Source organism: Sphingomonas sp. AOB5, assembly GCF_029433115.1.
Lineage (GTDB): Bacteria > Pseudomonadota > Alphaproteobacteria > Sphingomonadales > Sphingomonadaceae > Sphingomonas.
In genome coordinates this window covers 163,491-189,730 of sequence record NZ_JARNTV010000001.1, presented here as the reverse complement: position 1 = coordinate 189,730, position 26,240 = coordinate 163,491, and the positions used below count along the sequence as shown (strand labels likewise).

At 65.9% G+C, this 26,240-nt stretch carries 29 protein-coding genes; 5 read left to right on the top strand and 24 right to left on the bottom strand.

Annotated elements, in window-relative coordinates; translation table 11 throughout:
* The 8 genes from P1X14_RS01020 to P1X14_RS00985 form a co-directional block, all read right to left on the bottom strand.
* Positions 1 to 941: L-lactate dehydrogenase (locus P1X14_RS01020; RefSeq protein WP_277313433.1), on the bottom strand; the 941-nt coding region annotated here is incomplete at its 3' end.
* Between the two features lie 81 nt (positions 942 to 1,022).
* Complete coding sequence (gene trmB / locus P1X14_RS01015) at positions 1,023 to 1,718, bottom strand: tRNA (guanosine(46)-N7)-methyltransferase TrmB (protein ID WP_277313432.1); 696 nt, start codon at positions 1,716 to 1,718, stop codon at positions 1,023 to 1,025.
* Positions 1,719 to 1,754: 36 nt separating this feature from the next.
* The gene (locus P1X14_RS01010; protein WP_277313431.1) at positions 1,755 to 2,597 is read right to left on the bottom strand and encodes an EAL domain-containing protein; all 843 of its coding nucleotides are present in this window, start codon (positions 2,595 to 2,597) and stop codon (positions 1,755 to 1,757) included.
* Between the two features lie 143 nt (positions 2,598 to 2,740).
* Positions 2,741 to 3,628 (bottom strand): hypothetical protein, encoded by an 888-nt coding sequence (locus tag P1X14_RS01005; RefSeq protein WP_277313430.1) that lies wholly within the window; start codon positions 3,626 to 3,628, stop codon positions 2,741 to 2,743.
* Positions 3,625 to 4,668: a hypothetical protein gene (locus P1X14_RS01000; RefSeq protein WP_277313429.1), complete on the bottom strand. Its 1,044-nt coding sequence runs from the start codon at positions 4,666 to 4,668 to the stop codon at positions 3,625 to 3,627. Before P1X14_RS01000 ends, P1X14_RS01005 begins: the two co-directional genes overlap by 4 nt.
* Before the next feature lie 310 nt (positions 4,669 to 4,978).
* Positions 4,979 to 6,190 (bottom strand): methionine adenosyltransferase, encoded by a 1,212-nt coding sequence (gene metK / locus P1X14_RS00995; RefSeq protein ID WP_277313428.1) that lies wholly within the window; start codon positions 6,188 to 6,190, stop codon positions 4,979 to 4,981.
* 77 nt (positions 6,191 to 6,267) lie between these two features.
* Positions 6,268 to 7,815: an apolipoprotein N-acyltransferase gene (lnt, locus tag P1X14_RS00990; protein ID WP_277313427.1), complete on the bottom strand. Its 1,548-nt coding sequence runs from the start codon at positions 7,813 to 7,815 to the stop codon at positions 6,268 to 6,270.
* A 17-nt stretch (positions 7,816 to 7,832) separates the two neighbouring features.
* Positions 7,833 to 8,333 (bottom strand): hypothetical protein, encoded by a 501-nt coding sequence (locus tag P1X14_RS00985; RefSeq protein WP_277313426.1) that lies wholly within the window; start codon positions 8,331 to 8,333, stop codon positions 7,833 to 7,835.
* An 87-nt stretch (positions 8,334 to 8,420) separates the two neighbouring features.
* On the opposite strand from P1X14_RS00985, the gene P1X14_RS00980 reads away from it, so the two are divergent.
* From P1X14_RS00980 to P1X14_RS00970, 3 genes are read left to right on the top strand one after another with little or no spacing between them, the layout of a single operon-like run.
* The gene (locus P1X14_RS00980) at positions 8,421 to 8,837 is read left to right on the top strand and encodes a VOC family protein (RefSeq protein WP_277313425.1); all 417 of its coding nucleotides are present in this window, start codon (positions 8,421 to 8,423) and stop codon (positions 8,835 to 8,837) included.
* A gap of 9 nt (positions 8,838 to 8,846) precedes the next feature.
* On the top strand, positions 8,847 to 9,149 hold the full coding sequence (locus tag P1X14_RS00975) for a polyhydroxyalkanoic acid system family protein (RefSeq protein ID WP_277313424.1): 303 nt from the start codon (positions 8,847 to 8,849) through the stop codon (positions 9,147 to 9,149).
* 34 nt (positions 9,150 to 9,183) lie between these two features.
* Positions 9,184 to 9,486, top strand: a complete 303-nt coding sequence (locus P1X14_RS00970) for a hypothetical protein (RefSeq protein WP_277313423.1) — start codon at positions 9,184 to 9,186, stop codon at positions 9,484 to 9,486.
* Between the two features lie 139 nt (positions 9,487 to 9,625).
* Here P1X14_RS00970 and P1X14_RS00965 read toward each other — a convergent pair whose 3' ends face one another.
* The 9 genes from P1X14_RS00965 to P1X14_RS00925 all read right to left on the bottom strand — a co-directional run bounded on the left by P1X14_RS00965 (position 9,626) and on the right by P1X14_RS00925 (position 17,505).
* Positions 9,626 to 10,162 (bottom strand): hypothetical protein, encoded by a 537-nt coding sequence (locus tag P1X14_RS00965; RefSeq protein WP_277313422.1) that lies wholly within the window; start codon positions 10,160 to 10,162, stop codon positions 9,626 to 9,628.
* The gene (locus P1X14_RS00960) at positions 10,159 to 11,547 is read right to left on the bottom strand and encodes a sorbosone dehydrogenase family protein (protein ID WP_277313421.1); all 1,389 of its coding nucleotides are present in this window, start codon (positions 11,545 to 11,547) and stop codon (positions 10,159 to 10,161) included. The genes P1X14_RS00965 and P1X14_RS00960 overlap by 4 nt, the downstream gene beginning before the upstream one ends.
* Positions 11,548 to 11,744: 197 nt before the next feature.
* Positions 11,745 to 12,659 carry a hemolysin family protein gene (locus P1X14_RS00955; protein WP_277313420.1) on the bottom strand — a complete coding sequence of 305 codons (915 nt, stop codon included), beginning with the start codon at positions 12,657 to 12,659 and terminating at the stop codon, positions 11,745 to 11,747.
* Positions 12,660 to 12,667: 8 nt separating this feature from the next.
* Entirely contained in the window at positions 12,668 to 13,177 is a 510-nt protein-coding gene (gene ybeY, locus P1X14_RS00950) for an rRNA maturation RNase YbeY (protein WP_277313419.1), read from the bottom strand.
* A 140-nt stretch (positions 13,178 to 13,317) separates the two neighbouring features.
* Entirely contained in the window at positions 13,318 to 14,319 is a 1,002-nt protein-coding gene (locus P1X14_RS00945) for a PhoH family protein (protein ID WP_277313418.1), read from the bottom strand.
* A gap of 223 nt (positions 14,320 to 14,542) precedes the next feature.
* Complete coding sequence (locus P1X14_RS00940) at positions 14,543 to 14,878, bottom strand: hypothetical protein (RefSeq protein ID WP_277313417.1); 336 nt, start codon at positions 14,876 to 14,878, stop codon at positions 14,543 to 14,545.
* A complete protein-coding gene (locus P1X14_RS00935; protein ID WP_277313416.1) occupies positions 14,875 to 15,291 on the bottom strand; it encodes an SMI1/KNR4 family protein in 417 nt (138 codons plus the stop codon). The genes P1X14_RS00940 and P1X14_RS00935 overlap by 4 nt, the downstream gene beginning before the upstream one ends.
* The gene (gene miaB, locus P1X14_RS00930) at positions 15,288 to 16,610 is read right to left on the bottom strand and encodes a tRNA (N6-isopentenyl adenosine(37)-C2)-methylthiotransferase MiaB (protein WP_277313415.1); all 1,323 of its coding nucleotides are present in this window, start codon (positions 16,608 to 16,610) and stop codon (positions 15,288 to 15,290) included. Before miaB ends, P1X14_RS00935 begins: the two co-directional genes overlap by 4 nt.
* Positions 16,611 to 16,644: 34 nt before the next feature.
* Positions 16,645 to 17,505 (bottom strand): lysophospholipid acyltransferase family protein, encoded by an 861-nt coding sequence (locus tag P1X14_RS00925; protein WP_277313414.1) that lies wholly within the window; start codon positions 17,503 to 17,505, stop codon positions 16,645 to 16,647.
* Positions 17,506 to 17,609: 104 nt separating this feature from the next.
* Here P1X14_RS00925 and P1X14_RS00920 point away from each other — a divergent pair, with 104 nt between their 5' ends.
* The gene (locus P1X14_RS00920) at positions 17,610 to 18,380 is read left to right on the top strand and encodes an energy transducer TonB (protein ID WP_277313413.1); all 771 of its coding nucleotides are present in this window, start codon (positions 17,610 to 17,612) and stop codon (positions 18,378 to 18,380) included.
* A gap of 97 nt (positions 18,381 to 18,477) precedes the next feature.
* Here P1X14_RS00920 and P1X14_RS00915 read toward each other — a convergent pair whose 3' ends face one another.
* From P1X14_RS00915 to P1X14_RS00885, 7 genes are all read right to left on the bottom strand, one after another.
* Entirely contained in the window at positions 18,478 to 18,900 is a 423-nt protein-coding gene (locus P1X14_RS00915) for a Fur family transcriptional regulator (protein WP_277313412.1), read from the bottom strand.
* A gap of 139 nt (positions 18,901 to 19,039) precedes the next feature.
* Positions 19,040 to 19,453 carry a MucR family transcriptional regulator gene (locus P1X14_RS00910; protein WP_277313411.1) on the bottom strand — a complete coding sequence of 138 codons (414 nt, stop codon included), beginning with the start codon at positions 19,451 to 19,453 and terminating at the stop codon, positions 19,040 to 19,042.
* Positions 19,454 to 19,563: 110 nt separating this feature from the next.
* Positions 19,564 to 20,040, bottom strand: a complete 477-nt coding sequence (locus P1X14_RS00905) for a GNAT family N-acetyltransferase (RefSeq protein WP_277313410.1) — start codon at positions 20,038 to 20,040, stop codon at positions 19,564 to 19,566.
* The gene (gene tsaB, locus P1X14_RS00900; RefSeq protein ID WP_277313443.1) at positions 20,037 to 20,666 is read right to left on the bottom strand and encodes a tRNA (adenosine(37)-N6)-threonylcarbamoyltransferase complex dimerization subunit type 1 TsaB; all 630 of its coding nucleotides are present in this window, start codon (positions 20,664 to 20,666) and stop codon (positions 20,037 to 20,039) included. Before tsaB ends, P1X14_RS00905 begins: the two co-directional genes overlap by 4 nt.
* 37 nt (positions 20,667 to 20,703) lie before the next feature.
* Positions 20,704 to 21,297, bottom strand: coding sequence for a malonic semialdehyde reductase (locus P1X14_RS00895; protein ID WP_277313409.1), 594 nt, complete (start codon positions 21,295 to 21,297; stop codon positions 20,704 to 20,706).
* A gap of 30 nt (positions 21,298 to 21,327) precedes the next feature.
* Complete coding sequence (locus P1X14_RS00890) at positions 21,328 to 21,903, bottom strand: NifU family protein (RefSeq protein ID WP_277313408.1); 576 nt, start codon at positions 21,901 to 21,903, stop codon at positions 21,328 to 21,330.
* Positions 21,904 to 22,134: 231 nt separating this feature from the next.
* The gene (locus P1X14_RS00885) at positions 22,135 to 22,749 is read right to left on the bottom strand and encodes an aspartyl/asparaginyl beta-hydroxylase domain-containing protein (protein ID WP_277313407.1); all 615 of its coding nucleotides are present in this window, start codon (positions 22,747 to 22,749) and stop codon (positions 22,135 to 22,137) included.
* 203 nt (positions 22,750 to 22,952) lie between these two features.
* On the opposite strand from P1X14_RS00885, the gene P1X14_RS00880 reads away from it, so the two are divergent.
* Positions 22,953 to 25,865, top strand: coding sequence for a M16 family metallopeptidase (locus P1X14_RS00880; RefSeq protein ID WP_277313406.1), 2,913 nt, complete (start codon positions 22,953 to 22,955; stop codon positions 25,863 to 25,865).
* Positions 25,866 to 26,240 lie beyond the last annotated feature (375 nt).

Genomic DNA, 26,240 nt, shown 5'->3' with positions numbered 1-26,240 from the left:
CGGACGCCGCCATCGGCGAGGATCTCGAGTTCGTCGCCCACCGCATCGGCGATGGCGGGCAGCGCGCGGGCCGAGGAGAGCACGCCATCGAGCTGGCGGCCGCCATGGTTGGAGACGACGATGCCGTCCACGCCTGCCGCGGCGGCATCGCGCGCATCGCCTTCGTCGAGGATGCCCTTGACCACGAACTTGCCAGGCCATTCGGCGCGGATCCAGTCGAGATCCTTCCAGGTGATCGAAGGATCGAAATTGCCCGCGATCCAGCCGAGAAAGTCGAGCATGCCGCTGTCCTTGCCCAGCATCGGCGCGACATTGCCGAGCTGGTGCGGGCGGCCGCGCACCCCGACGTCCCACGCCCAGCCGGGCCGCATCGCGCCCTGCACGAAGCGGCGGAGCTGGCCCATCGGCCCGGCCGCACCGGTCAGCCCGGAATGGACGTCGCGGTAGCGCGATCCGGGCATGGGCAGGTCGACGGTGAGGAACAAGGTGGTGCAGCCCTGATCGCGCGCGATCTGCAGCATGTCGCGGATGAAGCCGTGATCCTTGACCATGTAGAGCTGGAACCAGATCGGCTTTTCGACCGCGGCGGCGACTTCGGGCAGGCCGCAGAGCGACATGGTGGAGAGCGCGAGCTGGATCCCCGCCTTGTGCGCGGCGCGGGCGGCCTGGACCTCGCCGCGCCGGGCATACATGCCGGCAAGCCCGACCGGGGCGAGCGCGACGGGCATGGCGAGTCGCTCGCCGAGCAGATTGGTGCTCAGGTCGATGCGCGAGACGTCACGCAGCACGCGCTGGCGCAGCACGACAGTCTCGAGATCCTCGATATTCCGGCGCAGCGTCACCTGGCCGTAGGCGCCGCCATCGATATATTCGAACAGGAAGTGCGGCAGCCGCCGCCGCGCCAGCACGCGATAATCGAGCGCGGATGCGGCCTTACGCATGCGGCAGGGTCTGGCGGGTCGCGATCATCACACTCGCTGGTGAGCATGGATTTCGCCGCTGAACAATGGGCGGCGGCGAAATCAGGTGCGGATGTAGCGGAAATACCAGACTTCATGCCCCTTTTGCCGCGCCTTCATCTCGTACCGGGTCTGCGGCCAGTCGGCGGGGCGGGTGAGGAAATCCTGTGGCGTGTTCGCCTGCCACACGAAATCGCGGCGCTGGTTCAGCACCATCATCGACCAGCGGCAATAGGTGGGATCGTCGGTGCCCAGGCGGAATTCGGCGCCGGACTTCAGCTTGCGCGCGATCAGATCGAGCGGGCCGGGATTGACCATGCGGCGCTTGGAGTGGCGCGCCTTGGGCCAGGGATCGGGATGGAGCAGATAGACGCGCGTCAGGCTGGCGTCGGGCAGGCGTTCGAGCACGTCGAGTGCGTCGCCCATGTGCAGGCGCACGTTCTCCAGCTTGTCGTCGCGGATATGGTTGAGCGCGCCGACCACGCCGTTGAGGAAGGGTTCGCAGCCGACAAAGCCGTGATCGGGATTGGCACCGGCCTGACCCGCGAGATGCTCGCCGGCGCCGAAGCCGATCTCGACCTGCAGCGGGCGATCGTCGCCGAACAGGATGCGGGAATCGAGCGGGCCGGTTTCGGGCACGCTGTAGCGGGGAAGCGATTCCTCGATCAGCGCGGCCTGTCCGTCGCGCAGCTTGTGGCCCTTGGAACGGCCATAGAGGCGGCGGAGCGTGGTGGGATCGCCGGGTTTGTGCGCGGTCATGCGCGCGGCACTAACGCCGCTGCTGCATAGCGCAAGTCAGGCGAGGACCGAACGCAGCGCGGCGATGGCGTCCTGCGCCAGATTCGGCTGGCGGCGATGCGTCAGCAGGTCGCGCTGGGTGCCGAGCGGCAGGGTGCGCGGTTCGCGGCGAGGGGCGATGCGGCGCTGGGCCGGTTCGACATTGATCCAGCCGCCCTGAAGATGCTCGACGCCGATCCGCAGCAGCGCGGCCAGCTCGCCGCGAGTCTCGGTGAGCGGGGCGACCATCACGACGCCGCGGCGCCGGGCGAGGCGGAGCGCGCCGTCGACGATCAGGCGGAGCGACTCGCTGCGATCGATGTTGCGCACCAGGCTGCGATCGAGGGTGACGAAGCGCGGGGCGAACTTTGCGAGCAGGTTGAGGCCGACCGGACCCGAAGCGAAGGAGGAGAGCGCAATCGAAATGCCAGCCTCCGCACAAAGCTCGGCGAAGCGGGTGGCGGGGGCGAGGTTGCCGCGCTCGTCGGCGCTGATTTCGAGGACGAGGCGGTCGGCCGGGAAACCGCTGTCACGCGCGGCGGCCAGAAGATCGGCGATCAGCGCTTCAGGCGTGGCGCTGGCGGCGTTGACCGGGAGGAGGAGCAGCGCGTCGCTCTGGACGATGCCGGCGGCGATCGCCTGGCGGAGCGCAAGGGCGGCGCGGCGGCAATCGAGGGCGTGGCGCTTTTCGGGAGCCAGTGCACCCAGCACCGCTTCGAACGCCCGCCCGCCCGGCCCGGTGACTTCGGCGCGGAAAGCGAAGATCCGCTCGCCATGGAGCATCGGCTGAAACGCGATGCTGAGTTCGACGATGACAGAACTGGCCGGAGTGGAACTGACTGGCTGGGCGGCGATAAGCATTACGAACTCCCCTTTGGATGTGATCTGAGTATGGTTAACGCAGATCAATCGAAACTCAGGGCGGTGCCCCGTTGGATTCCTCCTGAGTAGGGATTCTCCAGTATAGGCGATGAATTCAGCCTGACTCCGCGAGTCGCCCGGTGTCAGAAGCCGTTTTCTGGCTTGAACTTGTCGTTCGACATCCGGTTTATTTCACCGTTCTCGACTGAATAATAACGTTTTTCCGGATTTTCGATGACGACGATGAGCGGCTTTTTTGCTGCCAGCGACGAGAAAACGTGAATCTCCGTAGGCACCGGATCGAGCAGATGGGCGACTCCGATCGAGGTAACGGGCTGCCGGGGGCCGGGAATCGGCACGGTCAGGCAGGAACGGGTGAATCCGCGGATCGCGCCGGGCTTGCCGTCGGGCCCGATTTCGACCCGGAAATGGCCGCCGAAGGGCAGTTTCGCCATCTCGGTTTGGGGCGTGAGCAGATAGACCAGCATCGGGCCGCCCGGAGTCGCGGGGGGCAGGACGACGGTGTTCATCGGCTTGTCGCGGACGCAGGCGAAGCTGCCCGGCGCGGTACGCCATGCCTCGCCGGCGGTTTCGCGCGCGCGAATCATCGATACGAGCTGTGGGCTGAGGCGGCGGTCGTCCTTCTCGCCCAGCACCTTGCTCGAGACGAGCCGGTTGCCGCGGAACTGTGCGACATAGACCGCCTGCGGGTTCGTCCTGTCCTTGCTGAAGAAGGTCAGCCGCGGCGCATCGACCGGGCCATCGGCGATATAGCCGCCCGCGATCGCGGCGGGATCCTTCACTTTGGCGAGGAAATCGTCGGTGCCGTGCCAGGCTGCCTGATCATAGGCGTAGATCAGCTTGCCGCGTTCTTCGGCGATGCGAATCGCCTCGGCGTCGGCAGGCGACTCGGCGGGCGGCGCCGTGAAGGCGGGTACTGGCGCAGGCGTCGGCATCGGGACGATCGCGGGGGTCTGGGCGAGGGCAGGCGTTGCGAGGGTCAGGGCGGCGAAGGCGAGGACGGGCTTCATTTCAGCCACTCCGAGTTGATGGTGATGGTGCGGCTCAGGCCGAAGGTGGTGGTGATCGAGCCGTATCGCCCCGAATTGACGATCTCGACTGCCTGATCGGGCGAGGGCAGCCGGTCGTGGCGCAGGAAATTGACCGTGCGCGCGGCCTCGATCAGTTGCACGACCCAGGCCGGCTTTGCGCCGCGTTCCACCGCGACCGGCGTGACGAAGACGGCGCGGCCGGCATCGTTGATCGTCAGCAGATAGCCCTGCGGCGCGTCGGCCGGGCGATAGATGCCGCCGACCGGCGACGTTGTGGGATCGAGGCACCAGTCCTCGGGCACGGTGCCGGCAGGTTCGCCGGTGGGGATTCTCAAGCTGGCCGAGCCATCGGCGGACAGGGTTTCCTCGTCGGGGACCAGTTCCCGCGCTTCGCCGCTGAGCGCCAGCGGGGTCGTGCAGGGGCGGACGGGGCGGGCGGGGACGCTATTAGCGATGCCCGCGGGCCAGCCGAGCTGATCGAGAACGGCGCGAAGGCGCGGGGCGAGCGCCTCGGCGCTGAGCGAATCGGAGGAATAGCGGATCTTCACCAGCCATTCGCCCATCGGCAGCAGCGCGAGGCCGGTGCTGCGGAACGGGCTGGTACCGGCAAGGCGGTAGACGAGCGCGAGGCCGCTGGTGCTGGTCTGCCGCGGCGGGGCGAAGGCGGTGACGCCCAGCGGGGTCACCGTGCCATAGACATCGGTACGGCTCTCGATCGAATGGCGCGCGCGATCGAACCAGACCGGCACGCCGCCGATCGGCAGGCGATAGATATAGACGCTGACCAGCTCGTTCCTGCCCGGGAGCTGATAGTTGAAGAAGATGTCGAGCTGATCCTCGGCGACCTCGCGGATCGCGCTCATCGGCATGCCGAGCAGGGTGTCGGGCAGTTTGAGCCCGCTATGCTTGTGGACGAACGGCGCGCCCTTGGGGACGGCGTAACTTTGCTGGGCGGCGGCCGGCAACGCTGCGAGGGTGAGCAGCAATCCTGTCAGCAGCGCGATCGTCTTGCGGATCATGAACCTCTCCCCGGACCCGGTATCGGGGGCGAAGGTGACAGCGGCGTGTCGGCGCCGCAAGCCTTCCGGATACTGCCCCGGAGGGGGAGGCGGCACCATTCAGGCACTGCCTTACACCCCTCCCCAGCCTTCGCTGGGGAGGGGGTTTGTTTGTTAGGAGTCGATGCCGTTACGAGCGATATCGCCCGCGGCGTTCCCCCTCCGTCAGCTGCGCTGCCACCTCCCCCTCCGGGGGAGGATTTCATTTCAAACGAAAACCCCCGCCGCGGGCGGGCCGCGACGGGGGTTTCGAAACACTGTTTGCGAAGACTTAGGCCAGCGCGGCCTTCAGATCGTCGACCAGGTCGGTCTTCTCCCAGGGGAAGAAGTCGCCTTCCGGCTTGCGGCCGAAATGGCCGTACGCCGCGGTCTTGGCATAGATCGGCTTGTTGAGGCCGAGATGGGTGCGGATGCCGCGCGGGGTCAGGCCGCCCAGCTTCTCGATGCCCAGGATCGCTTCCTCGATCTTGTCGTCGCCGACGGTGCCGGTGCCGTGGGTGTCGACATAGAGCGACAGCGGCTTGGCAACGCCGATGGCATAGGCGAGCTGGATCGTGCAGCGCTGGGCGAGGCCCGCGGCGACGATGTTCTTCGCCAGATAGCGGGTGATGTACGCCGCCGAGCGATCGACCTTGGTCGGATCCTTGCCCGAGAAAGCGCCGCCGCCGTGCGGTGCTGCGCCGCCATAGGTGTCGACGATGATCTTGCGGCCGGTGAGGCCTGCGTCGCCATCGGGTCCACCGATCTCGAAGCTGCCGGTCGGGTTGATGTGGTAGACGGTCTCGTCCGACAGAAGCTCGGCCGGGATCACGTCCGCGACGACCGACTTCACATAAGCATGGAGCTCGGCTTCCTTCGCGCCTTCGTCATAGCCCTTGGCATGCTGGGTCGAGACGACGATCGCGGTGCAGGCGACGGGCTTGCTGCCCTCGTAGCGCAGCGTGACCTGGCTCTTGGTGTCCGGCTCGAGGAACGGTGCCTTGCCCGAGTGGCGGTCGGCCGCCATCTGCTCGAGGATCTTGTGGCTGTAGTAGAGAGTCGCGGGCATCAGATCGGGCGTATCGTCGGCAGCATAGCCGAACATGATGCCCTGATCGCCGGCGCCTTCGTCCTTGTTGCCCGACGCGTCCACGCCCTGCGCGATGTGCGCCGACTGCGGATGCAAGTTGTTCTCGAAGCGCAGCGTCTCCCAGTGGAAGCCGTCCTGCTCATAGCCGATCTTCTTGACCGTGTTGCGGACGGCCGCTTCGACTTCTTCCTTGACGCCCGGAGCCCAGTTGCCCTCGGTGTCCATGATGCCCTTGCCGCGGATTTCGCCGGCCAGAACCACCAGCTGGGTGGTGGTCAGCGTCTCGCACGCGATGCGGGCTTCCGGATCCTTCGAGAGGAACAGATCGACGATGGCGTCGGAAATCTGGTCGGAAACTTTGTCCGGATGGCCTTCAGAAACCGATTCGGACGTGAAGAGATAGTTGGAACGCATGGAAATTCCTCTTGTGGGGCGAGGAAAGCCGGGCCGTTGCCATGCCCATATAAAGCTTTCCTTATATCAATGCTGCACTAGCGAGGGACGCGGCGGATGGCAATCGCAATCAGCAGGAACAGCGCCGCGACGAGGAACGCCATCCAGTTGCCCATGCGGCTGAACAGCGTCGGCGCGCCGGGCGGGGGCAGGGGCGCTTCGGCTGCGCCTTCCTGATTGTGCGGCACCGTGCCGATCAGCTGCCCGCGCGCATCGATGATCGCCGAGATGCCGGTGGGGGTGGAGCGCAGGATGGGCAGCCCCTCCTCGATCGCACGCATCCGCGCCTGCGCCAGATGCTGCGGCGGACCCCAGCTGCCGAACCAGGCATCGTTCGAAGGGTTGAACAGGAAATCGGGGCGGTTGGCGGGATCGACAATGTGGCCGGAGAAGATGATCTCGTAGCAGATCTGCATCCCCACCTTGCCGAAGCCGGGCACGCTGACGGTGCGCGGGCCGGGGCCGGGGATGAATTCGATATCGCCCATCACGAAGCGGGCGAGACCGAGCGGCTGGAGTATACTCCGCAACGGGAGATACTCGCCGAACGGCACGAGATGCGCCTTGTCGTAGCGAGTCCCCAGCATGCCATCGGGATCGATCGCCCAGATCGAATTGCTCGCGCCGGAAAGCATGCCGCGATCATCGAAGAACAGCGCGTTGCCGCCGATCAGCATCATGTCGCGCGGGCCGAGTATCGCGGCGATGCGTGCGCGAATCAGCCGGGGATCGACGCGGTAGAAGCGCGGATCGGGATAGCCGTCCTCGATGAAATCATTGACCATCCCTTCGGGCCAGACGACCAGCCGCGGGATCGTGCCCGCACGGCCGCTCCATTCGATCTGCTTGGCGAGGACGCGCTCGTTATAGTCGGGCAGTTGCACCGCATCCTGGCCGATATTGGGCTGGACGACGCGGACATGCGCGGTGGTGCTCGGTGCTGTGATTTCGAACGGCAAGCTGACCAGCGACAGCAGGACCGGCACGGCGACGAATGCGCCCGCGGTACGGAAGTCGCGATGCGCAGCGAGATAGAGCGCGCCCGCCGCGATCACCATCACGCCGGACAGGGCATAGGTGCCGAGCATCGTGGCGGACTGGGCGACCGGTGTTGCCAGCCATGCGACGCCGAGCGGGTTCCACGGATAGCCGGTGAACATCACGCTGCGCAGCCATTCGCACACGATCCATGCGGCGGCGGCGGCGAGGACATAGGCGGCGTCCGGCCCCGGCCATCCGGCGCGCGACGGCACCTGCCGGGCGAAGCGCCATGCCAGCCCCATCGCCATCGCCGGATAGATTGCGAGATAGCAGGCGAGCAAGACCACCGCGCCATAGCCGAAGGCAGCGGGCATCTGGTCCTGAAACTCGAAGGCGTGCTGGATCCAGTTGCTGCCGATCGTGAAATGGCCGAGGCCGAACAGCCAGCCGCGCAACAGCGCCGCGCGCAGGGTCGGTGCCTCGTGGATCAGGTGGAGCAGGACCGCGAGTCCGATCAGCAGCAGCGGCCAGAAATCGAGCGGCGCAAAGCCGGTGGCGGAGATCAGCCCGGCGAGCAGGGCGGCAAGCAAGGGGCGGTCGCGCATGGCGGCCGCCTTACCGGCTAGTGCCCGTTGGTGCCATAGAGGCATTCGAACTGGACGCGGCCACCCACTTCGCTGATCTGCACATCCACATCGAGCAATGTGTCTTCCAGCGTTTCGCTGCGCAGGTGCAACAGGCACACCGGCGCGCCACGGGGCGACTGGGTGCTGAGGCATTGGGATGCGCGGTAATGGCGCAACAATAGCGCGGACATATCCGCAAACGTTCCGTCGAGCCGCGCCGCGAAGGCGATCTCGGTCATCCTATCCTCGATGAAGATGCTGCTGGCGGCCGATCGTACCGGCATGCCCAGCACGGTCACGCCCGCTCCGGAATAGAAATTGGTTGTTTCGATCGCGCCCGACTCGCTGTCGTCACGCGAACGATGGACCGGGACCTTTCTCGCAAGCTCGATCGCCTCGGTCACCGGAAGCTGACAGGCCAGAACGCGTGTCAGGGCCGCCGAATCCTGCAGGGGCGCGAGCACCGGAAACAGCATGGCAGCAAGCATGCGGATCATCGACATTCCCCATTTGTCGGCTTCCCTTGTTGCGAGGAGGATGCGATCCCCGTTGGCGCGCGGTCAAGCACGCGGTAAGCCGCGACGATGCTTCGCCCCTTTCATCTCGCCTTTCCGGTCCATGACCTGGCCGCCGCGCGCCATTTCTATGGTGAGGTGATGGGTTGCCCGGAGGGGCGGTCGTCGGATCACTGGATCGATTTCGACCTGTTCGGTCACCAGATCGTCGCGCATCTCGATCCCGCGGCGAAGCCGGTTGCGGCCGAGAATGCGGTGGATGGTCATGACGTGCCGGTGCCGCATTTCGGCGTGGTGCTGACCATGGCCGACTGGGAAAAGCTGGCCGGGCGGGTCGAGGCTGCGGGCGTGCCGTTCGGGATCGCGCCCTATGTCCGCTTCAAGGGTCAGCCGGGCGAGCAGGCGACGATGTTCTTTCGCGATCCCAGCGGCAACGCATTGGAGTTCAAGGCGTTTGCCGACGATAGCATGCTGTTCGCCACCTGAAGGAAGACAATGCCCGAACCGATCAAGGTCGATATCCCGCACAATCTGGGCCGCGAGGCCGCGAAGGCGCGCATGGCCGGCGGGGTCGGCAAGCTGGCGGACATGGTGCCGGGCGGCGGCACGGTGAACCATCGCTGGGAAGGTGACACGTTGCACTTCACCGTCACCGCGCTGGGCCAGACGGTGGCGAGCCGGATCGAGGTGTTCGACAACAAGGTCCATGCCGAAGTCGATCTGCCGCCGATGCTGGCGCTGTTCGCGGGCAAGGTGCGCGACAAGCTGATGCAGGTCGCGCCGAAGCTGCTCAAGTAGCGGAACGATGGCGGGGCGGAGCCGTTCGGGTCGCATGCCCCGCTGGTTTCACCGCATCGCCCGCAATTCCCGCGCCGGTCCGCTTATCGCGGGACTGACTGCGATCGTCGCGCTGGGCAGCTGCGGCGGGGCGATGCTCGCCAACTTCACCGTGGCGGGGATGGACCGCAGCTATCATGGGAGCACCGAACCGGCCTTTGCCGCGATCCCGCCTGCCGAGGCCGGATGGGCGGACCGCGCCGCAGACAATCTGATGGACGAAGGCCGGATCGCGGCGACCCGGGCAGGCTATGCCGCCGAGGAGCCGGTCGCGACGGAATATGCGATCGGGGAGTGAGTCTCACTCATCCTCCGCTTTCGAAGAGTAGCCGTGCTCCGGCGAAGGCCGGAGCGTTGGACATAAGGTGATGCGTTGACCGCCTACGCTCCGGCCTTCGCCGGAGCACAGCCCCCAACGGAGAGAGGATTGTTTGGAGCTAGTGCAGCGCGCCCGGCGAGCTGTACACGCAGCCGCTGCGGACCGAATTGTTGCGTTCGGCCAGCAGCAGATCGACGTCGTGCTCCTGATCCGTATTGTCGCTGCGCAGATGGATCAGGCAGGTGCGGCTGCCGGGTTCGTCGACATCGACCAGTTCGCAACGCGCCTTGCCGTGCGCGCGGAGCAGCGCGGTGCGGGCGTTGGCGAAGCTGTCATCGACTTCGGCGCCGTACATATGCTGGTGGATGCGCGTGTCGTCGAACTCGTTGAGGGTGAACATCTTCACCTTGAGGCCGAACAGGGTCACGCCCTGATGCGCATAGGTGTCGGTGACATTCTGTTCGCTGGCGGTGCTTTCGTCGATCGAGCGGATCGGGGTCAGCGCGCCGGTCGCCTTCTTGGCATCGACATAGCTCAGGCGGCATTCGGCCAGCGACGTCAGCGACGGCGCCTGTTGCGGTGCGGGCGCGGCGGCACCCAGCAGCGCGCACGCCGCCGCCAGCAGGGCTGCCTTGCGGATCCTGACCCCGCTCACTGCGCGCTGACGCGCCAGATGACGTTGCCGACATCGTCGGCGACCAGCAGCCCGCCCGAGGCATCGACGATCACCGCGACCGGGCGGCCCTGTGCCTGGTCTTCCTTGTCGAGGAAGCCGGTGAGCACGTCGACCGGCTTGGTGCCGCGCGGCGGGAAACCGTCCGGCCCGAACGGCACGAACACCACCTTGTAGCCCGACAGCGGCTTGCGATTCCACGAACCGTGCAGGCCGATGAACGCGCCATTGGCGAACGGCCCGCCCAGCTTCGCCTCGTTGGCAAAGGTGAGGCCGAGCGGCGCGGTGTGCGGCCCGAGCGAGAATTCGGGACGCTTGGTATATTCGCGCAGGTCAGGACGGCCGGGATTGACCCGCTTGTCGACATAGCCGCCCCAGTAATTCCACGGCCAGCCGAAGAAGCTGCCCAGATCGATGCGCGCGAGATAATCGGGCGGCATGTCCGATCCGAGCATGTCGCGTTCGTTGACCACGGCCCACAGGGTCTGGGTCGCCGGTTCGATCGCCATGCCGTTGGCATTGCGCAGGCCCCAGGCGAACAGGTTGCTGCGCTTGGTATCCGGGAACACCTCGACGATCATCGCGCGGCCGATCTGGCGCGAGGCGCGGGTCTGTTCGGCGCTGGTGCGCGCGGTGTAGGCGGCGCCTTCGGCCTCCAGCCCGTTCTCGGCGATGTTCGAAGCCGAACCGATCGAGACATAGAGGCTCTTGCCGCCGGGCGCGGCGATCACGTTGCGCGCCCAGTGATTGCCGCCGCCGGGCAGGTCGACGATCTTCTCCGCTTTGGCGGTGATCTTCGTATCGCCGGGCTTGTAGGGGAAGCGGACCAATGCGTCGGTGTTGGCGACATAGATCCAGTCGCCCATCACCACCATGCCGTGCGGCGAGTTGAGGCCAGAGAGGAGCACCGACTTCTGATCGGCGACGCCGTCATTATCGGTGTCGCGGAGCAGGGTGATGCGATTGGCCGAGGGGCCGGCGGCACCAGCCTTCTTCATCAGCGATCCCATCACCATGCCGGTGATCCCGCCCACGTCGCGCGGCGGCGAATTGCTCTCGGCGACCAGCACGTCGCCATTGGGCAGGCGATAGAGCCAGCGCGGATGATCGAGGCCATCGGCAAAGGCCTGGACCTTCAGCCCCTTGGCCGGTGTCGGCTTCGCGCCACCCGCCCAGCCGACCGCGGGGGCGACGTTCATCGTCGGGAAGACCTGCGGCCGCACTTCGGAAAGCTGCGGCACGCGGCCGCTGACATCCTCGACGCTGTAGCGCGCGACATCGGGACGGCTGACCCACCACCACACAACGAACAGCAGGAGGATCAGCCCCACCAGGGCGAACAGGATCGGTCTCAGATATTTCCGCATGGCGGGAGTTTAGGTCGGGTGCCGGTAGGGCGCCAGTCAAATCCTGTGGCGCGACATCGGGTCGATTCGGGTCATGTCCAGCCTGTCCCGCACGTGCTCCGGCGAAGGCCGGAGCGTTGGTCGTATTGCGGTCCGTTGACTGCCAGCGCTCCGGCCTTCGCCGGAGCACAGCCGTATTTTTCCAACGGGCTTTCGCGTCACTCCTCGGGGACGACCAGCTCCTTGGGCGGATGCAGGCGGAGGCGGCTCACGCGGCGGGTGTCGGCATCGACGATCTCGAGCGTCCAGCCGCTGTCATGCTCGAGACATTCGCCCGCCTGAGGCACATGGCCCGCCAGCACGAAGGCGAGGCCGCCCAGCGTGTCGACATCTTCCTCGACCTCGGCCAGCCGGGGATCGACGGTCTCGCCGACATCCTCCAGCTCGGCGCGGGCATCGGCGTCCCAGCCGCCGCCGTCGAGCGGCACGAGCATCTGGATCGGCGCCTCGTCATGCTCGTCCTCGATCTCGCCGACGATCTCCTCGATCAGGTCCTCGATGGTGATCAGACCCTCGGTGCCCGAATATTCGTCGAGCACCACGGCAAGATGCGTGCGGCTGCCGCGCATCTGGGCGAGCAGATCGAGCGCGCCCATCGATTGCGGGACATAGAGCGGCTGGCGGATCAGGGTGGAAATCGAGGCGGGCGGCTTGGCGCCGGTCGCGAGGATCGCGAACACGTCCTTGATATGGACCATGCCGACGACCGTATCGAGCTCGCCGCGATAGACCGGAAGGCGGCTGTGCCCGGCCTCGGCGAACAGCGTCACCAGATCGGCGAAGCTGGTGTCGTCGGCCACCGCGATGATGTCCGCGCGGGGCACGCCGACATCGCCTGCGTCACGCTCGCCGAAATGGAGCAGGTTCTTGAGCATCTGGCGCTCGATCGGGGCGAGATCGCCCGCGGGACCCTTGGCCCCATCGCCTTCATGCTCGTCGATCGCGTCTTCCAGCTTGTCGCGGAGCGTCTCTTCCTGGGCATCGCCGAACAACAGGGCGCGCAGGCTGCGCCATATCCCACCGCTCTCGGTGCTACTGTCTCCGTTTCCGGTGCTACTGGGGCCATCGGCCATGGAAGTGATCAATCCTCGCGTACTGGGTAGGGGTCGTGAAGGCCGAGACCGGCAAGCGCGGCGCGCTCCATCTCCTCCATCACCTCGGCTTCGGAATCCCCTTGGTGGTCATATCCTAGCAAATGCAGGGTGCCGTGGACAATCAGGTGCGTTGCATGATCCGCAGTGGAGATTCCGCGCTCCACCGCCTCGGCCGCGCAGACCCCGTGGGCGAGCACGATATCGCCCAAGATGACCTCGCCATCGTCGCTGTTCTGCGTGACCGTATCGAGCAGATCGGGCTGGATCATCGGGAAGGACAGGACGTTGGTCGGCTTGTCCTTCTGGCGATATTGCAGGTTGAGACCGTGGACCTCGTCATCGTCGGTCATGCGGATCGCGACTTCGATGCAGGCGTCTGAGTCCGCCCAACCGGCATAGGGCGACTGCGCCAGCGCAGCAGCGGCGGCGCGGGTGGCGAGGGCTTCCCAATCGGCTTCGGGCCATTCGGGTTCGGCCTGGACGGCGACGTCAAGCATTGGAAATTCCTGATCCTCCCCCGGAGGAGGAGGTGGCAGCGTAGCTGACGGAGGGGGAACGCCGCGGGCGATATCGCTTGGGGCAGGCCCCCTCCACCGCTTCGCGGTCCCCCTCCCCCTCCGGGGGAGGATTGAGAAGATCAAGCATCCGAACCCTCATACGCCTCGACGATGCGGCCGACGATCGGATGGCGTACCACGTCGGCCGAGGTGAAGCGGCTGATGGCGATGCCTTCGATGCCCTCCAGCTTTTCGACTGCGTCGTTCAGGCCGGAAGCCTTGGGGCCGCCGGGCAAGTCGCTCTGGTTGGCGTCGCCGCAGATCACCATCCGGCTGTTCTGGCCGAAGCGAGTGAGGAACATCTTCATCTGCATCGGCGTGGTGTTCTGAGCCTCGTCGAGGATGACGAACGCGTCGGCCAGCGTGCGGCCGCGCATGAAGGCGATCGGGGCGATCTCGATCTCGCCGCTGGCGATGCGCCGCTCGACCTGCTCGGCGGGCAGGCAGTCGTTCAGCGCGTCGTAGAGCGGGCGGAGATAGGGATCGACCTTGTCCTTCATGTCGCCGGGCAGGAAGCCGAGCTTCTCGCCGGCCTCCACCGCTGGACGCGACAGGATCAGGCGCTGGACGCTGCCGGTGATGAGCTGCGCCACCGCCTGAGCGACCGCGAGATAGGTCTTGCCGGTGCCCGCCGGCCCCAGCGCGAAGATCATGTCGTTCGACACCAAAGCGCGCATATATTGGGTCTGCGCGACCGAGCGCGGGACGATGGTCTTCTTGCGCGTGCGGATCATGATCGGCGGCGGGGCATTGCCGTTGTCGGCGCGGATGATGCCGCTGAAGGTCGGCTCGCTCGACATCGCGATCACCGCGTCGATCAGCCCGGTATCGATATCCTCGCCGCGGATCACCCGGCTGTGCAGCTCCTGCAGCACTTCGCGGGCATGGGCGACCGATTCCGCCGAACCCTCGATCTGCACGCGCTGGCCGCGGGCATGGATATAGACGCCCAGCCGCTCCTCGAGCGCCAGGATGTTGCTGTCGAATTCGCCGAACAATCGCGGCAGGAGCTGGGGCTTGTCGAACGTAACCTCAACGCGGCTGCGATCACCGGACTGGGCGGGGACAGGCTTGCGGCTCATGCGGCTCCTTTGGCGATAAGAGTGCTGTGTGGGCGGCCACGCGGCAGCGACGCGGCCCGTTCGCCTGATTGGCGAAACCGGGAGCGGGCGGGGTTGGTTCCGTGCTGCATGTGGTGAGAGGGAAGATGGCAGAGTCGGGGCGTGGTGGACAGCGGGAAAAGGAGGGGCCGACGCAAAAGATCAGGGCGTGGCCTTGCGGCAACGGTTGCGGCGTTTTCCGGCCTTAGCGCTGATAGCGGAGCTTCGTGATCCGGCCGGTGCAGCGGTCGATGGTCATTGCCATGCCGCCGCCCCGGACGCCGGGCATGTAGTGATAGGCGAGATAGCTGCGATGGTCCGCGCTTTCCTCCACCTTGATCTGATAGCCGGAGAAGTCCTCGCCGCCCTGGAACTGATCGGCGACCGCGACGAAGATGCCTTGCGCGGCTTCGGGATCGCGGACGAAGGGGCCGGGGAACATGCCCGGCGTCTTGGGGCACGCGACTTCGGTTTGCGCGAATGCTGCCGGTGCGGCGATCAGGGCCAGGACAAGCGACAGTGCGGCGGGGACAGGTTTCATGGCGCTTCCGGAAACAGCGATTTCTCTTCGCGCATCCGTTGTAACAGATGCTGGAAATTGTCTGCCACGCGGATCGCGTTGCCTTCGCTCAAGTCGATGAACGGGGCCATCACCACTGGCATCGGCGTGGTCCGCCGGTCGAACGCGAAGGACTCCCCGGCGCCGTCGCTGCCGAAGCCGATCAGGAACGGGGCATATTCCGGGAACCCATACTCCCGATTCCAGAGGGCCAGATCTTCGACCTTCCACAGATGCAGGTAATGCTCGCCGACCCAGCCTTCGCCCGTGCCTTGGGTCAGGAGGAATGCGCGGTAATCATCGGGGAAGCGGATTTCGAGCGCGGTTTCCGCCGCTTCGATCATTGCCGGGGTTACAGGTCCATCGGCATGGTCGAAGTCGGCGGCCTCGGTCACGCCGCCGCCTTCGCCGTCTCGACGCCTGCCAGCGAGTTGGGGTCGGCGCGGACGATCTCGACTTCGACCAGATCGCCGATCTTCGCGTCGGTCATCAGATGGACCGATTGCAGCCATGGCGACTTGCCGATCAGCTGGCCGGGCAGCTTGCCGGGGCGTTCGAGCAGCACTTCGCAGGTCTTGCCGAGCGTCGCGGCGTTGAACGCGGCCTGATCGCGGGCGATGGCGGCCTGGAGGCGCTTGAGGCGCTCGTCCATCACTGCCGCGGGCACGAAGCCGTCGGTCATTTCCGCTGCGGGTGTGCCGGGGCGGGGGCTGTATTTGAAGCTGAACGAGGCGGCGTAGCGGACTTCGTCGATCAGGCTGAGCGTATCCTCGAACTCGGCATCGGTCTCGCCGGGGAAGCCGACGATGAAATCGCCAGACAGCGCGATATCGGGCCGGACGGCACGGACGCGTTCGAGGATGCGGAGATAGGAGTCCCGCGTGTGGCTGCGGTTCATCGCCTTCAGGATGCGATCGCTGCCCGCCTGAACCGGCAGGTGCAGATAGGGCATCAGGCTCTCGACCTCGGCATGGGCGCGGATCAGCCCTTCGCGCATGTCGTTGGGATGGCTGGTGGTGTAGCGGATGCGCTTCAGCCCATCGATCTTGTCCAGCGCGACGATCAGGCCGTGCAGGCCGGTGCCGTTCTCGTCGTCCCAGGCATTCACATTCTGGCCGAGCAAAGTGATTTCCTTGGCGCCTGCATCGACCAGCGCCTTGGCCTCGTCGACGATCGTCGCGAAGGGGCGGCTGATCTCGGCGCCGCGGGTATAGGGGACCACGCAATAGGTGCAGAATTTGTCGCACCCTTCCTGCACGGTGAGGAAGGCCGAGGGGCTGACCTTGCGGCGCTTCGGCAACGCGCCGAACTTGGCGATGGCCGGCATGTCGGTATCGAGCGCGAGGGTGCCCGAGGCAGCCTGCGACACCAGTTCGGGCAGGTTGTGATAGGCCTGCGGGCCGACCACCACGTCGATCTTCGTGCGGCGCGCGATCTCCTCGCCTTCGGCCTGCGCGACGCAGCCGGCGACGGCGATCATCGGCGCGGGGGCTTCCTCGCGATGCTTGAGCCGGCCGATCTCGGAATAGACCTTTTCGGTCGCGCGCTCGCGGATGTGGCAGGTGTTGAGCACGACCAGATCGGCGGTGGCGGCATCGCTGGCGGTCATGCCCTGCGCGCCCAGCAACTCGGCCATGCGCTCGCCGTCATAGACGTTCATCTGGCAGCCATAGGACTTGACGTGGAAGGTCTTGGGGGATTTGGGCGCGTTCATGATGGCGGCGCTATAGCGGCGAAGCGCGGCGATATTAAGCCCCGGCTTCCTCCGGAGGTTTCTCATACCGGACCGCGTCCACCGCATAGGCGAAGGGGCGCAGCGGCTTGCCGAGTGCGGCGACCAGGGCAGTCTCGATCCGGCGGCGGCTTTCGGCGGCGATGGCCTTGCGGCCGGGGAAGTCGCGCGGGTGGAACGGCTCGAGGAACGAGACTTTCAGCGGGAAGCTGCCCTTGCGGCCGAGGATGCGTTTGGCGTTGTTGATGCCGCCTTCCTCGCCGATCCAGCCGATCTCCTCGGCGACGGCGCCGTAATCGAGCATCACCGGCTGGACCATCACCCCGGGCGGGGGCGGTTCGAGGACGCGCAGCATCGGCGTCTTGAAGGGGAGCAGCGACTGGCCGTCGGTGGTGGTGCCTTCGGGGAAGACGGTGACCGCCCAATTCTCCTCCAGCGCATCGCGGAGCTGGTTGATCTGTTCGGCCACGCCCAGCCGGTTCTCGCGCTTCACATAGACGGTGCGGTTCAGCCCGGCGAGCCAGCCGACTGCGGGGGCGGTGGCCAGCTCGGCCTTGGCGACGAAGGCGGTGCCGCTGGTGCCGCCGAGCGCAAGGATGTCGAGCCAGCTCAGATGATTGGAGATGTAGAAGACGTCGCGTTTCAGCGGCACGCCGATCCGCTGCACCCGCGCGCCGGCGATGCGGCCGGCGAGACCCAGGAACAGGCGCGGCCAGGGCGAGGGCAGGCGGAACAGGCGCCACAGATAATGGAGCGGCACCAGCACCACGACTGCGATGACCAGCATCGCGACGCGGCGCCACAGGCGGAACTGCGCACGCAGGCTGAGCGGCGTGGGAAGGCCCTGTGCGGCCTGGGCACGAAGATCGGAATTCATCGCGGCGCAATAGAGGGGATCGGCGCCGCGGAAACAAGCGTCGCTTGACCGGGGCGGGTGCGACATGCACCGTTCCTGACGATTCGTGCAGGGAGAACAGTGGGATGCGGGGCGTTTTTGCGATGATCGGCGTGTCTGTTGCAGCGATGCTGGCGATGGCGCCGCAGCCTGCCGCCGCGCAGTCGCGGGAGAAGACCGGGGTGTGCACCTCGCGGGTCGAGCGCTCGGAAACCTATCGGAGCGGCAATCGCCGGATCACGACATTCTACTTCCAGTATCGCAACGATTGCCCGCGCCCGATCCGCCTCCATTATTGCGTCGTCTACAGCAGCGATCAGGCGCAGTGCGCCCGCACCATGTATCAATGGGCCGATCTGCGGGCGGGCCAGACGATCGATGTTCGCGGGCGGGGGCAATCCTATGTGCACATCCTCGAATGCGGGAGCGGCGATCCGCTGGTCGATGTGCGCAGCCGCGTGACGGGCCGCAGCACCATCGAATGCCAGAGTGCGGCTGCCGTGGCGGCTCCGGAAAGCAATCCGGGGGCAGCCTTTTCGGGCATTGGCGATGCGCCCAATCTGTCGCTTCCCCGGGCGACGGCGCGCCCCGGCTACAGTCCGTTCACGGCAGAGGATTACCCGGCCCGGATGATGGAGCGCGGCGCAGAGGGTACGACGATCGTCGCGCTGGCGATCAACGCCACCGGCCGCGTGACCGGATGCAAGGTGACCCAATCCAGCGGGTTCGCCGAACTCGATCGGGCCACCTGCGCGGTGCTGATGCGGCGCGGGCGGTTCAATCCGGCCGTCGACAGCAGCGGCAATCCAGCTGCCGGGGTCTATCCGGAATACAGGATGGGCTGGGCGAGGAACTGAAGGGGCCTCTTGTCGAGGCCCCGGCCAACAGGCCTACGCGTTTTTAGAAGCTCCGGCCAACAGGCCTACGCGTCTGTCCGGGCTCCAGCCAACAGGCTTACGCTTTGCGCTCCAGGCTGACGCCGTAAAGCTCCATGCGGTGATCGACCAGGCGGAAGCCGAGCCGTTCGGCGATCTGCTTCTGGAGCTGCTCCAGTTCCGGATCGACGAATTCGATCACCTTCCCGGTCTCGACATCGATCAGGTGATCGTGATGCGCTTCGGGTGCGGGCTCGTAGCGCGCGCGGCCGTCGCCGAAATCGTGGCGGTCGAGGATGCCGGCCTCTTCGAACAGGCGCACGGTGCGATAGACCGTGGCGATCGAGATACCCGGATCGATCGCCGAAGCGCGTTCATAGACTTTCTCGACATCGGGATGATCTTCGGCATCCGAGAGGACGCGGGCGATCACCTTGCGCTGTTCGGTGATGCGCAGCCCCTTTTCGTGGCAGAGCGCTTCGAGATCGATCTTGCGGGCCATCGGATCCTTACCGGCTTTTAGGGGTCGAGCGCCGATGTAGCGGCTTGCGGCGCGCGGGGGAAGGGCGGCCAAAACGCAAAACGCCGGCCGGGGCAAAAACCCGGGCCGGCGCTTGTTTCCCGAAAGCGGGAAGGGTCGATCAGCGCTTGCGGCGCTTGGTGCCCAGACCGATCTTCTTGGCGAGCGTGCGGCGCTGCTCGGCATAGTTCGGCGCGACCATCGGATAGTCGGCAGGCAGGTTCCACTTGGCGCGATACTGGTCCGGCGTCATCTGATAGTGCGTCATCAGGTGGCGCTTGAGCATCTTCAGCTTCTTGCCGTCTTCGAGGCAGACGATGAAGTCCGGCTTCACCGACGAACGCACCGAAACCGCAGGTTCCTGCTTCACTTCCGGCTCCGCAGCGACGGTGCCGAGACCCGCGAGCGCACCATGGACGTTCTGGATGAGCGTCGGAAGGTCCGAGACAGCAACCGAATTGTTGCTGACATGCGCCGCGACAATATCCGCGGTCAGGGTGATCAAGGTTTCCTGCATTTCGTTCTGCGTATCCATTCAATCTTTCCTTCGACCCGTGCACGGGCGATTTTGATCGCCTCATGTGGGCGGGGCTATCGGACCATTTCGGATCGAACGCAAGTCCGTTTGCGTCGATTCTGGTCTATTCAGCGAAGTTTGCGGGAAAATGTCAGGGCATCGAAAAGTTGTCCACTAGCCCCACGATAATAATGGTGGCGTTCACCAACTTTTTCGAACCCTTCGCGACGGTAAAGATGAACCGCTTCATTACCAGCGCGAACTTCAAGATGCAGATCAATGACACCGCGACATGCAGATTCTGCAATCACGGCGCGAAGCAATGCACCGCCAACGCCGCGTCCGCGTGCCGCAGGACGCGTGGCGAGCAGTAAAAGTTCCGCTTCGGGCCCGGCGACGCGCGCCAAGGCGAAGCCGATATCGGCATCGTCGATACTGGCGATGGTCAGCCAGACGCCCGGAAGTGACAGCATCCCCATGCATTGCGCGCTGGTCCATGCCTCGCCGTAGCGGGGATCGAATGCGTCCTGCATGATCCGGGCGACCGCGGGCAGATCCTGCGGGCCGCCTTCGCGAAGTTCGGTGAGGTTGATCGTGCGGCTCATGCCAGGCCCCGCTCGGCCAGCGTCTTCGCGTCGGGTGCGCGGCCATAGATGGGGCGCGGTTCGAGTGCGGCGAAGGCGGGGGGCAGCAGCCGGGCATCGGCGGCGCGCGGCAGGATTTCGGTCAGGTCGAGCGCGGGATCGACGGCGGCGAGATAGCGCACGCCGTTGCCGATAGCAGGCGTGCCGCCCAGCGCATCGATGGCGGCCTGCGGCACCATCGATGCGAAGGCGCCATCCTCGGCCAGCGGAGCGGTGAAGGCTTGCATGAAGACTTCACCGTGCCCGCCTTCGAGAACCACCGCAAGATTGGCGCGGGCGGGATCGGCGGCGAAGCCCTGTGCCGCGATCAATGCGAGCGAGGAATAGCCATGAACCGCGCAGCCCCAGCCGATGGCGAGGCCGCGCGCGGCGGCAAGGCCCACCCGCACACCGGTGAAGCTGCCCGGGCCGCAATCGACCAGGATGCGGTCGGCGCGGCCCTGATCGGGCAGATCGGCGATCATCGGGATCAGCCGCTCGGCATGGCCGCGGCCGACCACGTCATGATGCTCGGCCAGGATCGCGTCGCCTTCCAGCAACGCGACCGAGCAGGCAGCCGTAGCGGTTTCGATTACCAGGGTTCGCATCGTCACGGTGCGGCTTTCGCCGGGATGGCGAACGCGGTCAATCGATCCGGTTGAACTGCTCGAACTCGGGGCGCGGCAGGCGATCGAAGATCGTCGCATGATCGGCATGGCCCAGCGTGGCGATGAAGTTCGACTTCACATCGGGCTGGTCGCCGAAGAAGGCCGCATCGACCTTGTCGTGATCGAAGCCCGACATCGGGCCGACATCGAAGCCGAGCGCGCGCGCGGCGATGATGAAATAGGCGCCCTGCAGCGACGAGTTGCGGAAGGCATGCTTGAAGCGGACTTCGGGATCGGGGAACCAGTCCTTCGCGGTCGGCGCGTGGGGGAAGAGCCACGGCAGATGCTCGTTGAACTTCAGGTCCATGCCGATAACCACCGATGCCGGTGCGGCAAGGATCTTGGCGCCATTGGTTCCGCTGGCAGTCTCGGCGAGCTTCGCCTTGGCAGCCTCGCTGGTCACCCAGACGAAACGGCCCGATTGCTGGTTGGCCGAGGTCGGCCCCATCTTCAGCAGATCGTAGATCGCGCGGATATCGGCTTCGGTGACCGGATCGCCATTATAGCCATTGGCCGAACGCGCGGCGCGGAAGATCGTGTCGAGGCCAGCCTCGTCGAGCTTGTTGGTCATGATCGTTACTTTCCTGAAAAGGCCGCGGGATCAGACCGCGCGGACTTCGGTGACTTCGGGAACATAGTGCTTCAGCAACTGCTCGATCCCGTTCTTCAGCGTCGCGGAGGATGAGGGGCAGCCCGAACAGGCGCCCTGCATCTGGAGGAACACCTTGCCCTGCTTGAACCCGCGATAGACGATGTCGCCGCCGTCGTTTGCGACCGCGGGGCGGACGCGGGTGTCGATCAGTTCGCGGATCTGCGCCACGATATCGGCATCCTCGGGATCGTCGCCGAAATCCTCGTCCTCGGGCGGCGGGACCGAGAAGCCGGCCGAAGGCATGTGGAACAACGGCATGTTGGCCGAGAAATGATCGAGCAGGATCGCCAGCACATCGGGCTTCAGCGAGCGCCAATCGACGCCGGGCGCCGCGGTGACTGAGATGAAGTCGCGGCCAAAGAACACGCCGGTCACATCGCCCAGATTGAAGAGCGCATCGGCCAGCGGCGAGACTTCGGCTTCCTCCGGGGTCGCGAAATCGCGGGTTCCGGATTCCATGACCGTGCGGCCGGGAAGGAATTTGAGCGTCGCCGGGTTGGGCGTCGGTTCGGTCTCGATCAGCATGGACCGCATGTGGGCCGATGCCGGGCCGGGATCAAGGTGGTGGCGGGAAACGGATGGTTTACGACGAGAAGTGTGACCTTCTCCTCCTTGTCCCGATTTGCCTTCCCCAGCGAAGGCTGGGGCCCAGTCGCAAAGGTCGATGTAACGGCGTTCGACACGCTCCAATGAGCGTCCTGCAGCTGGGCCCCAGCCTTCGCTGGGGAAGGCGAGGGCGCGCTGTGATGGCTGCTTTTAAAGCAGCCGCTCCGCCAGCCAGCGTGCGGGCTGTTTCAGGGGGCGGCGGAACTGGAGGTGGAGGACGGTGCGCGCGGCGCTCGCCTCGTTCCAAATCTCGTGCTCGTAACTGTCGTCGAACACCAAAGTCTCGCCTTCGGACCAGCGCAGCACGCGATCGGCCAGCGCCATGCGCACATCGCCGTCGCGCGGCACCGACAGGCCGAGATGGCAGGTGATCAGCCCTTTGGTCGCGCCGCGGCGGCGCGGGACATGGATGCCCGAGGCCAGCGTCGAATAGCGTGCGCTGACCAGTCCCGGAATCTGCGCAAGCGCAGCGGCGGTTGCCGGGCAACGCGCCAGATCTTCCTCGCCGCCATGGTTCCACAGCGACAGCCGCTGCGCGGCGCCGCCCAATGCACTGGCAGCCTCGTCGCGGATCGCGGACCAGTTGGCGCGCAGCGTCGCGGTCCAGGCGAATTCGCGCATGTCGAGAACGGGATCGTTGGGGATCAGCGACGAAGCGGCGATCAGCCGGTCGAGCAGCGAGCGCAGCGAATTTGCGGGAAGCGCGGCGGCCGCGCCCGGATTGCGCCACATTGTGGCTTCGTCCTTCGAAATGCCAACGCTCACCTGGTGCCCCTCGACCTTTCCGATTCTGTGGCTGTTTTCCGTGCCTGTCCCTCCCCAGAGACGGCGGCGGAATGCCCTTGAAGCCATCATCATTAACCTTTGCATGGGTCCAAATGATGGCGTGCCGCAAAGGGATTGTGGCGCGGGTTACGGCGCTTTTCCGCGGGATTGCGGGATCGGGACGCGATGCCTACAATCGCAATATGTTGTCGTACCTGCGCAGCGCGCGCTCCGCCCTCGTCGCCCTTTCGATCCTTGGCCTCGCGGTTCCCGCGATCGCCCAGCAGGCGCCACCCGCCCGCACGATCCAGACCGCCGAGGATCCCTGGCTCTACAAGAACAGCGACTTAGTCCATGATACCGCATGGCGTTTCGGGCGGCTGCCGAACGGCCTGCGCTATGTCGTGCGCAAGAATGGCGTGCCGCCGGGGCAGGTCGCGGTGCGCGTGCGGATCGACGCCGGTTCGCTGAACGAGACCGACAGCGAGCGCGGCTTCGCGCACCTGTTGGAGCATCTGTCGTTCCGCGGCTCGGTCTATGTGCCCGATGGCGATTCCAAGCAGATCTGGCAGCGGCTGGGCGTGACCTTCGGGTCGGACAGCAATGCCAGCACCACCTTTACCCAGACCGTCTACAAGCTCGACCTGCCCAGCGCGACCGAGAGCGGACTGGACGAGAGCATGAAGATCCTGGCCGGCATGATGTACGGCCCCAACATCACGCCCGCGACGCTGAACGCCGAGCGGCCGGTGGTGCTTGCCGAAGCGCGCGAGCAGCCGGGCGCGCAGATGCGTCTGCAGGACGCGATGTTCGACCTGATGTTCGCCGGGCAACCGCTCGCCAAGCGCAAGCCGATCGGCACCACCGAGACGCTGAACGGCGCGACCGCCGAGAGCGTGAAGGCATTCCATGACCGCTGGTACCGCCCCGAGCGTGCGGTGGTGGTCGTGGTGGGCGACATGGACGTCAATCTGCTCGAGCAGATGGTGATCAAGCATTTCTCGAGCTGGAAGGGCACCGGCCCGGCGCCGGCCACGCCCGATTTCGGCAAGCCGATCGCCGATGGCCCGACGAGTGCCACGCTGGTCGAGCCGCAGATCCCGGTGCTGACCATGCTGACCGTGGTGCGGCCCTGGACGGTGTTTTCCGACACGGTGATCTTCAACCAGAAGCGCATGGTCGATCTGGTGGCGATCCGCATCATCAACCGGCGGCTTGAATCGCGCGCGCGCACCGGCGGCAGCTTCCTGGCCGCGGGCGCCAGCCTCGACGATGTCGGCCGCTCCGCCAATGTCACCACCGTGCAGATCATGCCGGTGGGCGAGAATTGGGAGACCGCGCTGAAGGATGTGCGCGGCGTGATCGCCGATGCTGCCGCCAGCCCGCCGACCCAGGCCGAGATCGACCGCGAACTCGCCGAGATCGAATCGGCGATGAAGAACCGCATCAACACCGCACCGGTGGAATCGGGCGTGTCGCTGGCCGAGGACATGATCCAGGCGGTCGACATCAACGAGACGATGACCACGCCCGAGGCGAGCTACGACATCTTCAAGGAAGCCGTGGACTTGCGCATGTTCACGCCCGAAACGGTGCAGGCCGCATCGAAGAAGGTGTTCGAGGGCACGGCCACCCGCGCGATCCTGAACCTGCACACCGCCGATCCGCGCGCGGGCGCCAAGCTGACCGCGGCGCTCAACGCCGATGTCTCGGGATCGGGCAAGCCGCGCAAGGAACTGGGCAACGTCACCTTCGACGGCCTGCCTGCGCTGGGCACGCCCGGCACGGTGGTGAGCCGCGAGACGGTGCTGTTCTCGCCCAAGATCGAGAAGGTCACCTTCTCCAACGGCGTGACCTTGCTGATCCACGAGAATTCTTCGGAGACCAGCAAGGTCTATGTCCAGGTACGCTTCGGCCGCGGCCTCAACGCGCTGCCCGCGAACCGGCGGACGCCGGCATGGGCAGGCGGCGGCGCGCTGGTCGCCAGCGGCGTCGGCACCTATGGCCAGGAGGAGCTCGATGCGCTGACCGGCAATCGCCAGATCGGCTTCGACTTCGCGATCGACGACGACGCCTTCGTCTTCTCTGCACAGACGACGATGAGCGACCTGCCCGATCAGCTGAAGCTGTTCGCGGCCAAGCTGGCATCGCCGGCATGGGATCCCAACCCGGTCAATCGCGGCAAGACCGCGTCGCTTTCGACCTATGCCAGCCTGTCGGCCTCGCCCGACGCGGTGATCAACCGCGATCTCGACAGCCTGCTCCATTCGGGCGATCCGCGCTGGGGCATCCCGCCCAAGGCGGCCATCGCGGCGCTGACCCCGGCGAGCTTCCGCGCGCTGTGGGAGCCGCTATTGGCAAGCGGGCCGATCGAGGTCTCGATCTTCGGCGACCTGAAGACCGAGGAAGCGATCGCCGCGTTCGGATCGACCTTCGGCGCGCTGAAGCCGCGTACCGCCAGCACCGTGCTGACCCCGCCGGCCAAGTTCCCGGCGCATGTCGCCAAGCCTGTCGTGCGCACCCATACCGGGCAGGACGATCAGGCCGCGGCGGTGATCGCTTGGCCGACCGGCGGCGGCAGCGCCGATATCCGCGAAAGCCGTCGGCTCGAGATCCTGGCCGCAGTGTTCCGCGACCGGCTGATGGATCAGCTGCGCAGCCAGGCGGGCGTGAGCTATTCGCCATCGGTGATGAGCGACTGGCCGATCGGCACGACCAGCGGCGGCAAGATCATGGCGCTGGGCCTGTTGCCGCCCGACAAGACCGACTTCTTCTTCCAGCTGACCCGCAGCATCGCCGCGGACCTGGTGGCGAAGCCGATCAGCCAGGACGAGCTGGAACGCGCGATCAACCCGCTGATGCAGACGATCATCCGCCGTTCGAGCGGCAACATGTTCTGGCTGCAACTGACCCAGGGCGGCGGCCTGGATCCCGCGCGCATCGCCGCCGTGAACACGCTGGGCCGCGACTATCGCGGCGTGACCCCGGAGGACATCCAGGCGCTGGCCGTGAAGTACCTTGTGCCGAGCAAGGACTGGACGATGGTGGTGGTGCCGGAAGGCAAGGCCCCGAAGCCGGCGGCTGCGCCGCGGGCGGGGGTGAAGCGGAAGAAGTGAGCCTGGACGCCCGCCGGCGGTTTGCCGCTGGCGGGTGGGGCTTGCGAGGATCGGAAGCGGTGTTAGCCGCAGCTCGGTCCCGCGCGATTATTCGCCAGCGGGAAAATGGTGCCAGAAGAGAACTCGATAAAGTTAAGTATCCACTTGAAATGCAATCTTATCGACGATTAAAAAATTCATGAATGACCCGAAAAATTTCCCGTAATATAGGTCACTTCAAGTCTCGCCGATGATTTGATTACATGTTTGATCAGAAAGTGTCAATTAGTTTCATCGATTCCTGGGCCGTTGCGAGCGTCTTGGATAGCGATTTTTGACTCGGGCAACCGCAGCAATACTGGGTCATTCGACTGGATGTTGGAACCCAAAGGCCCG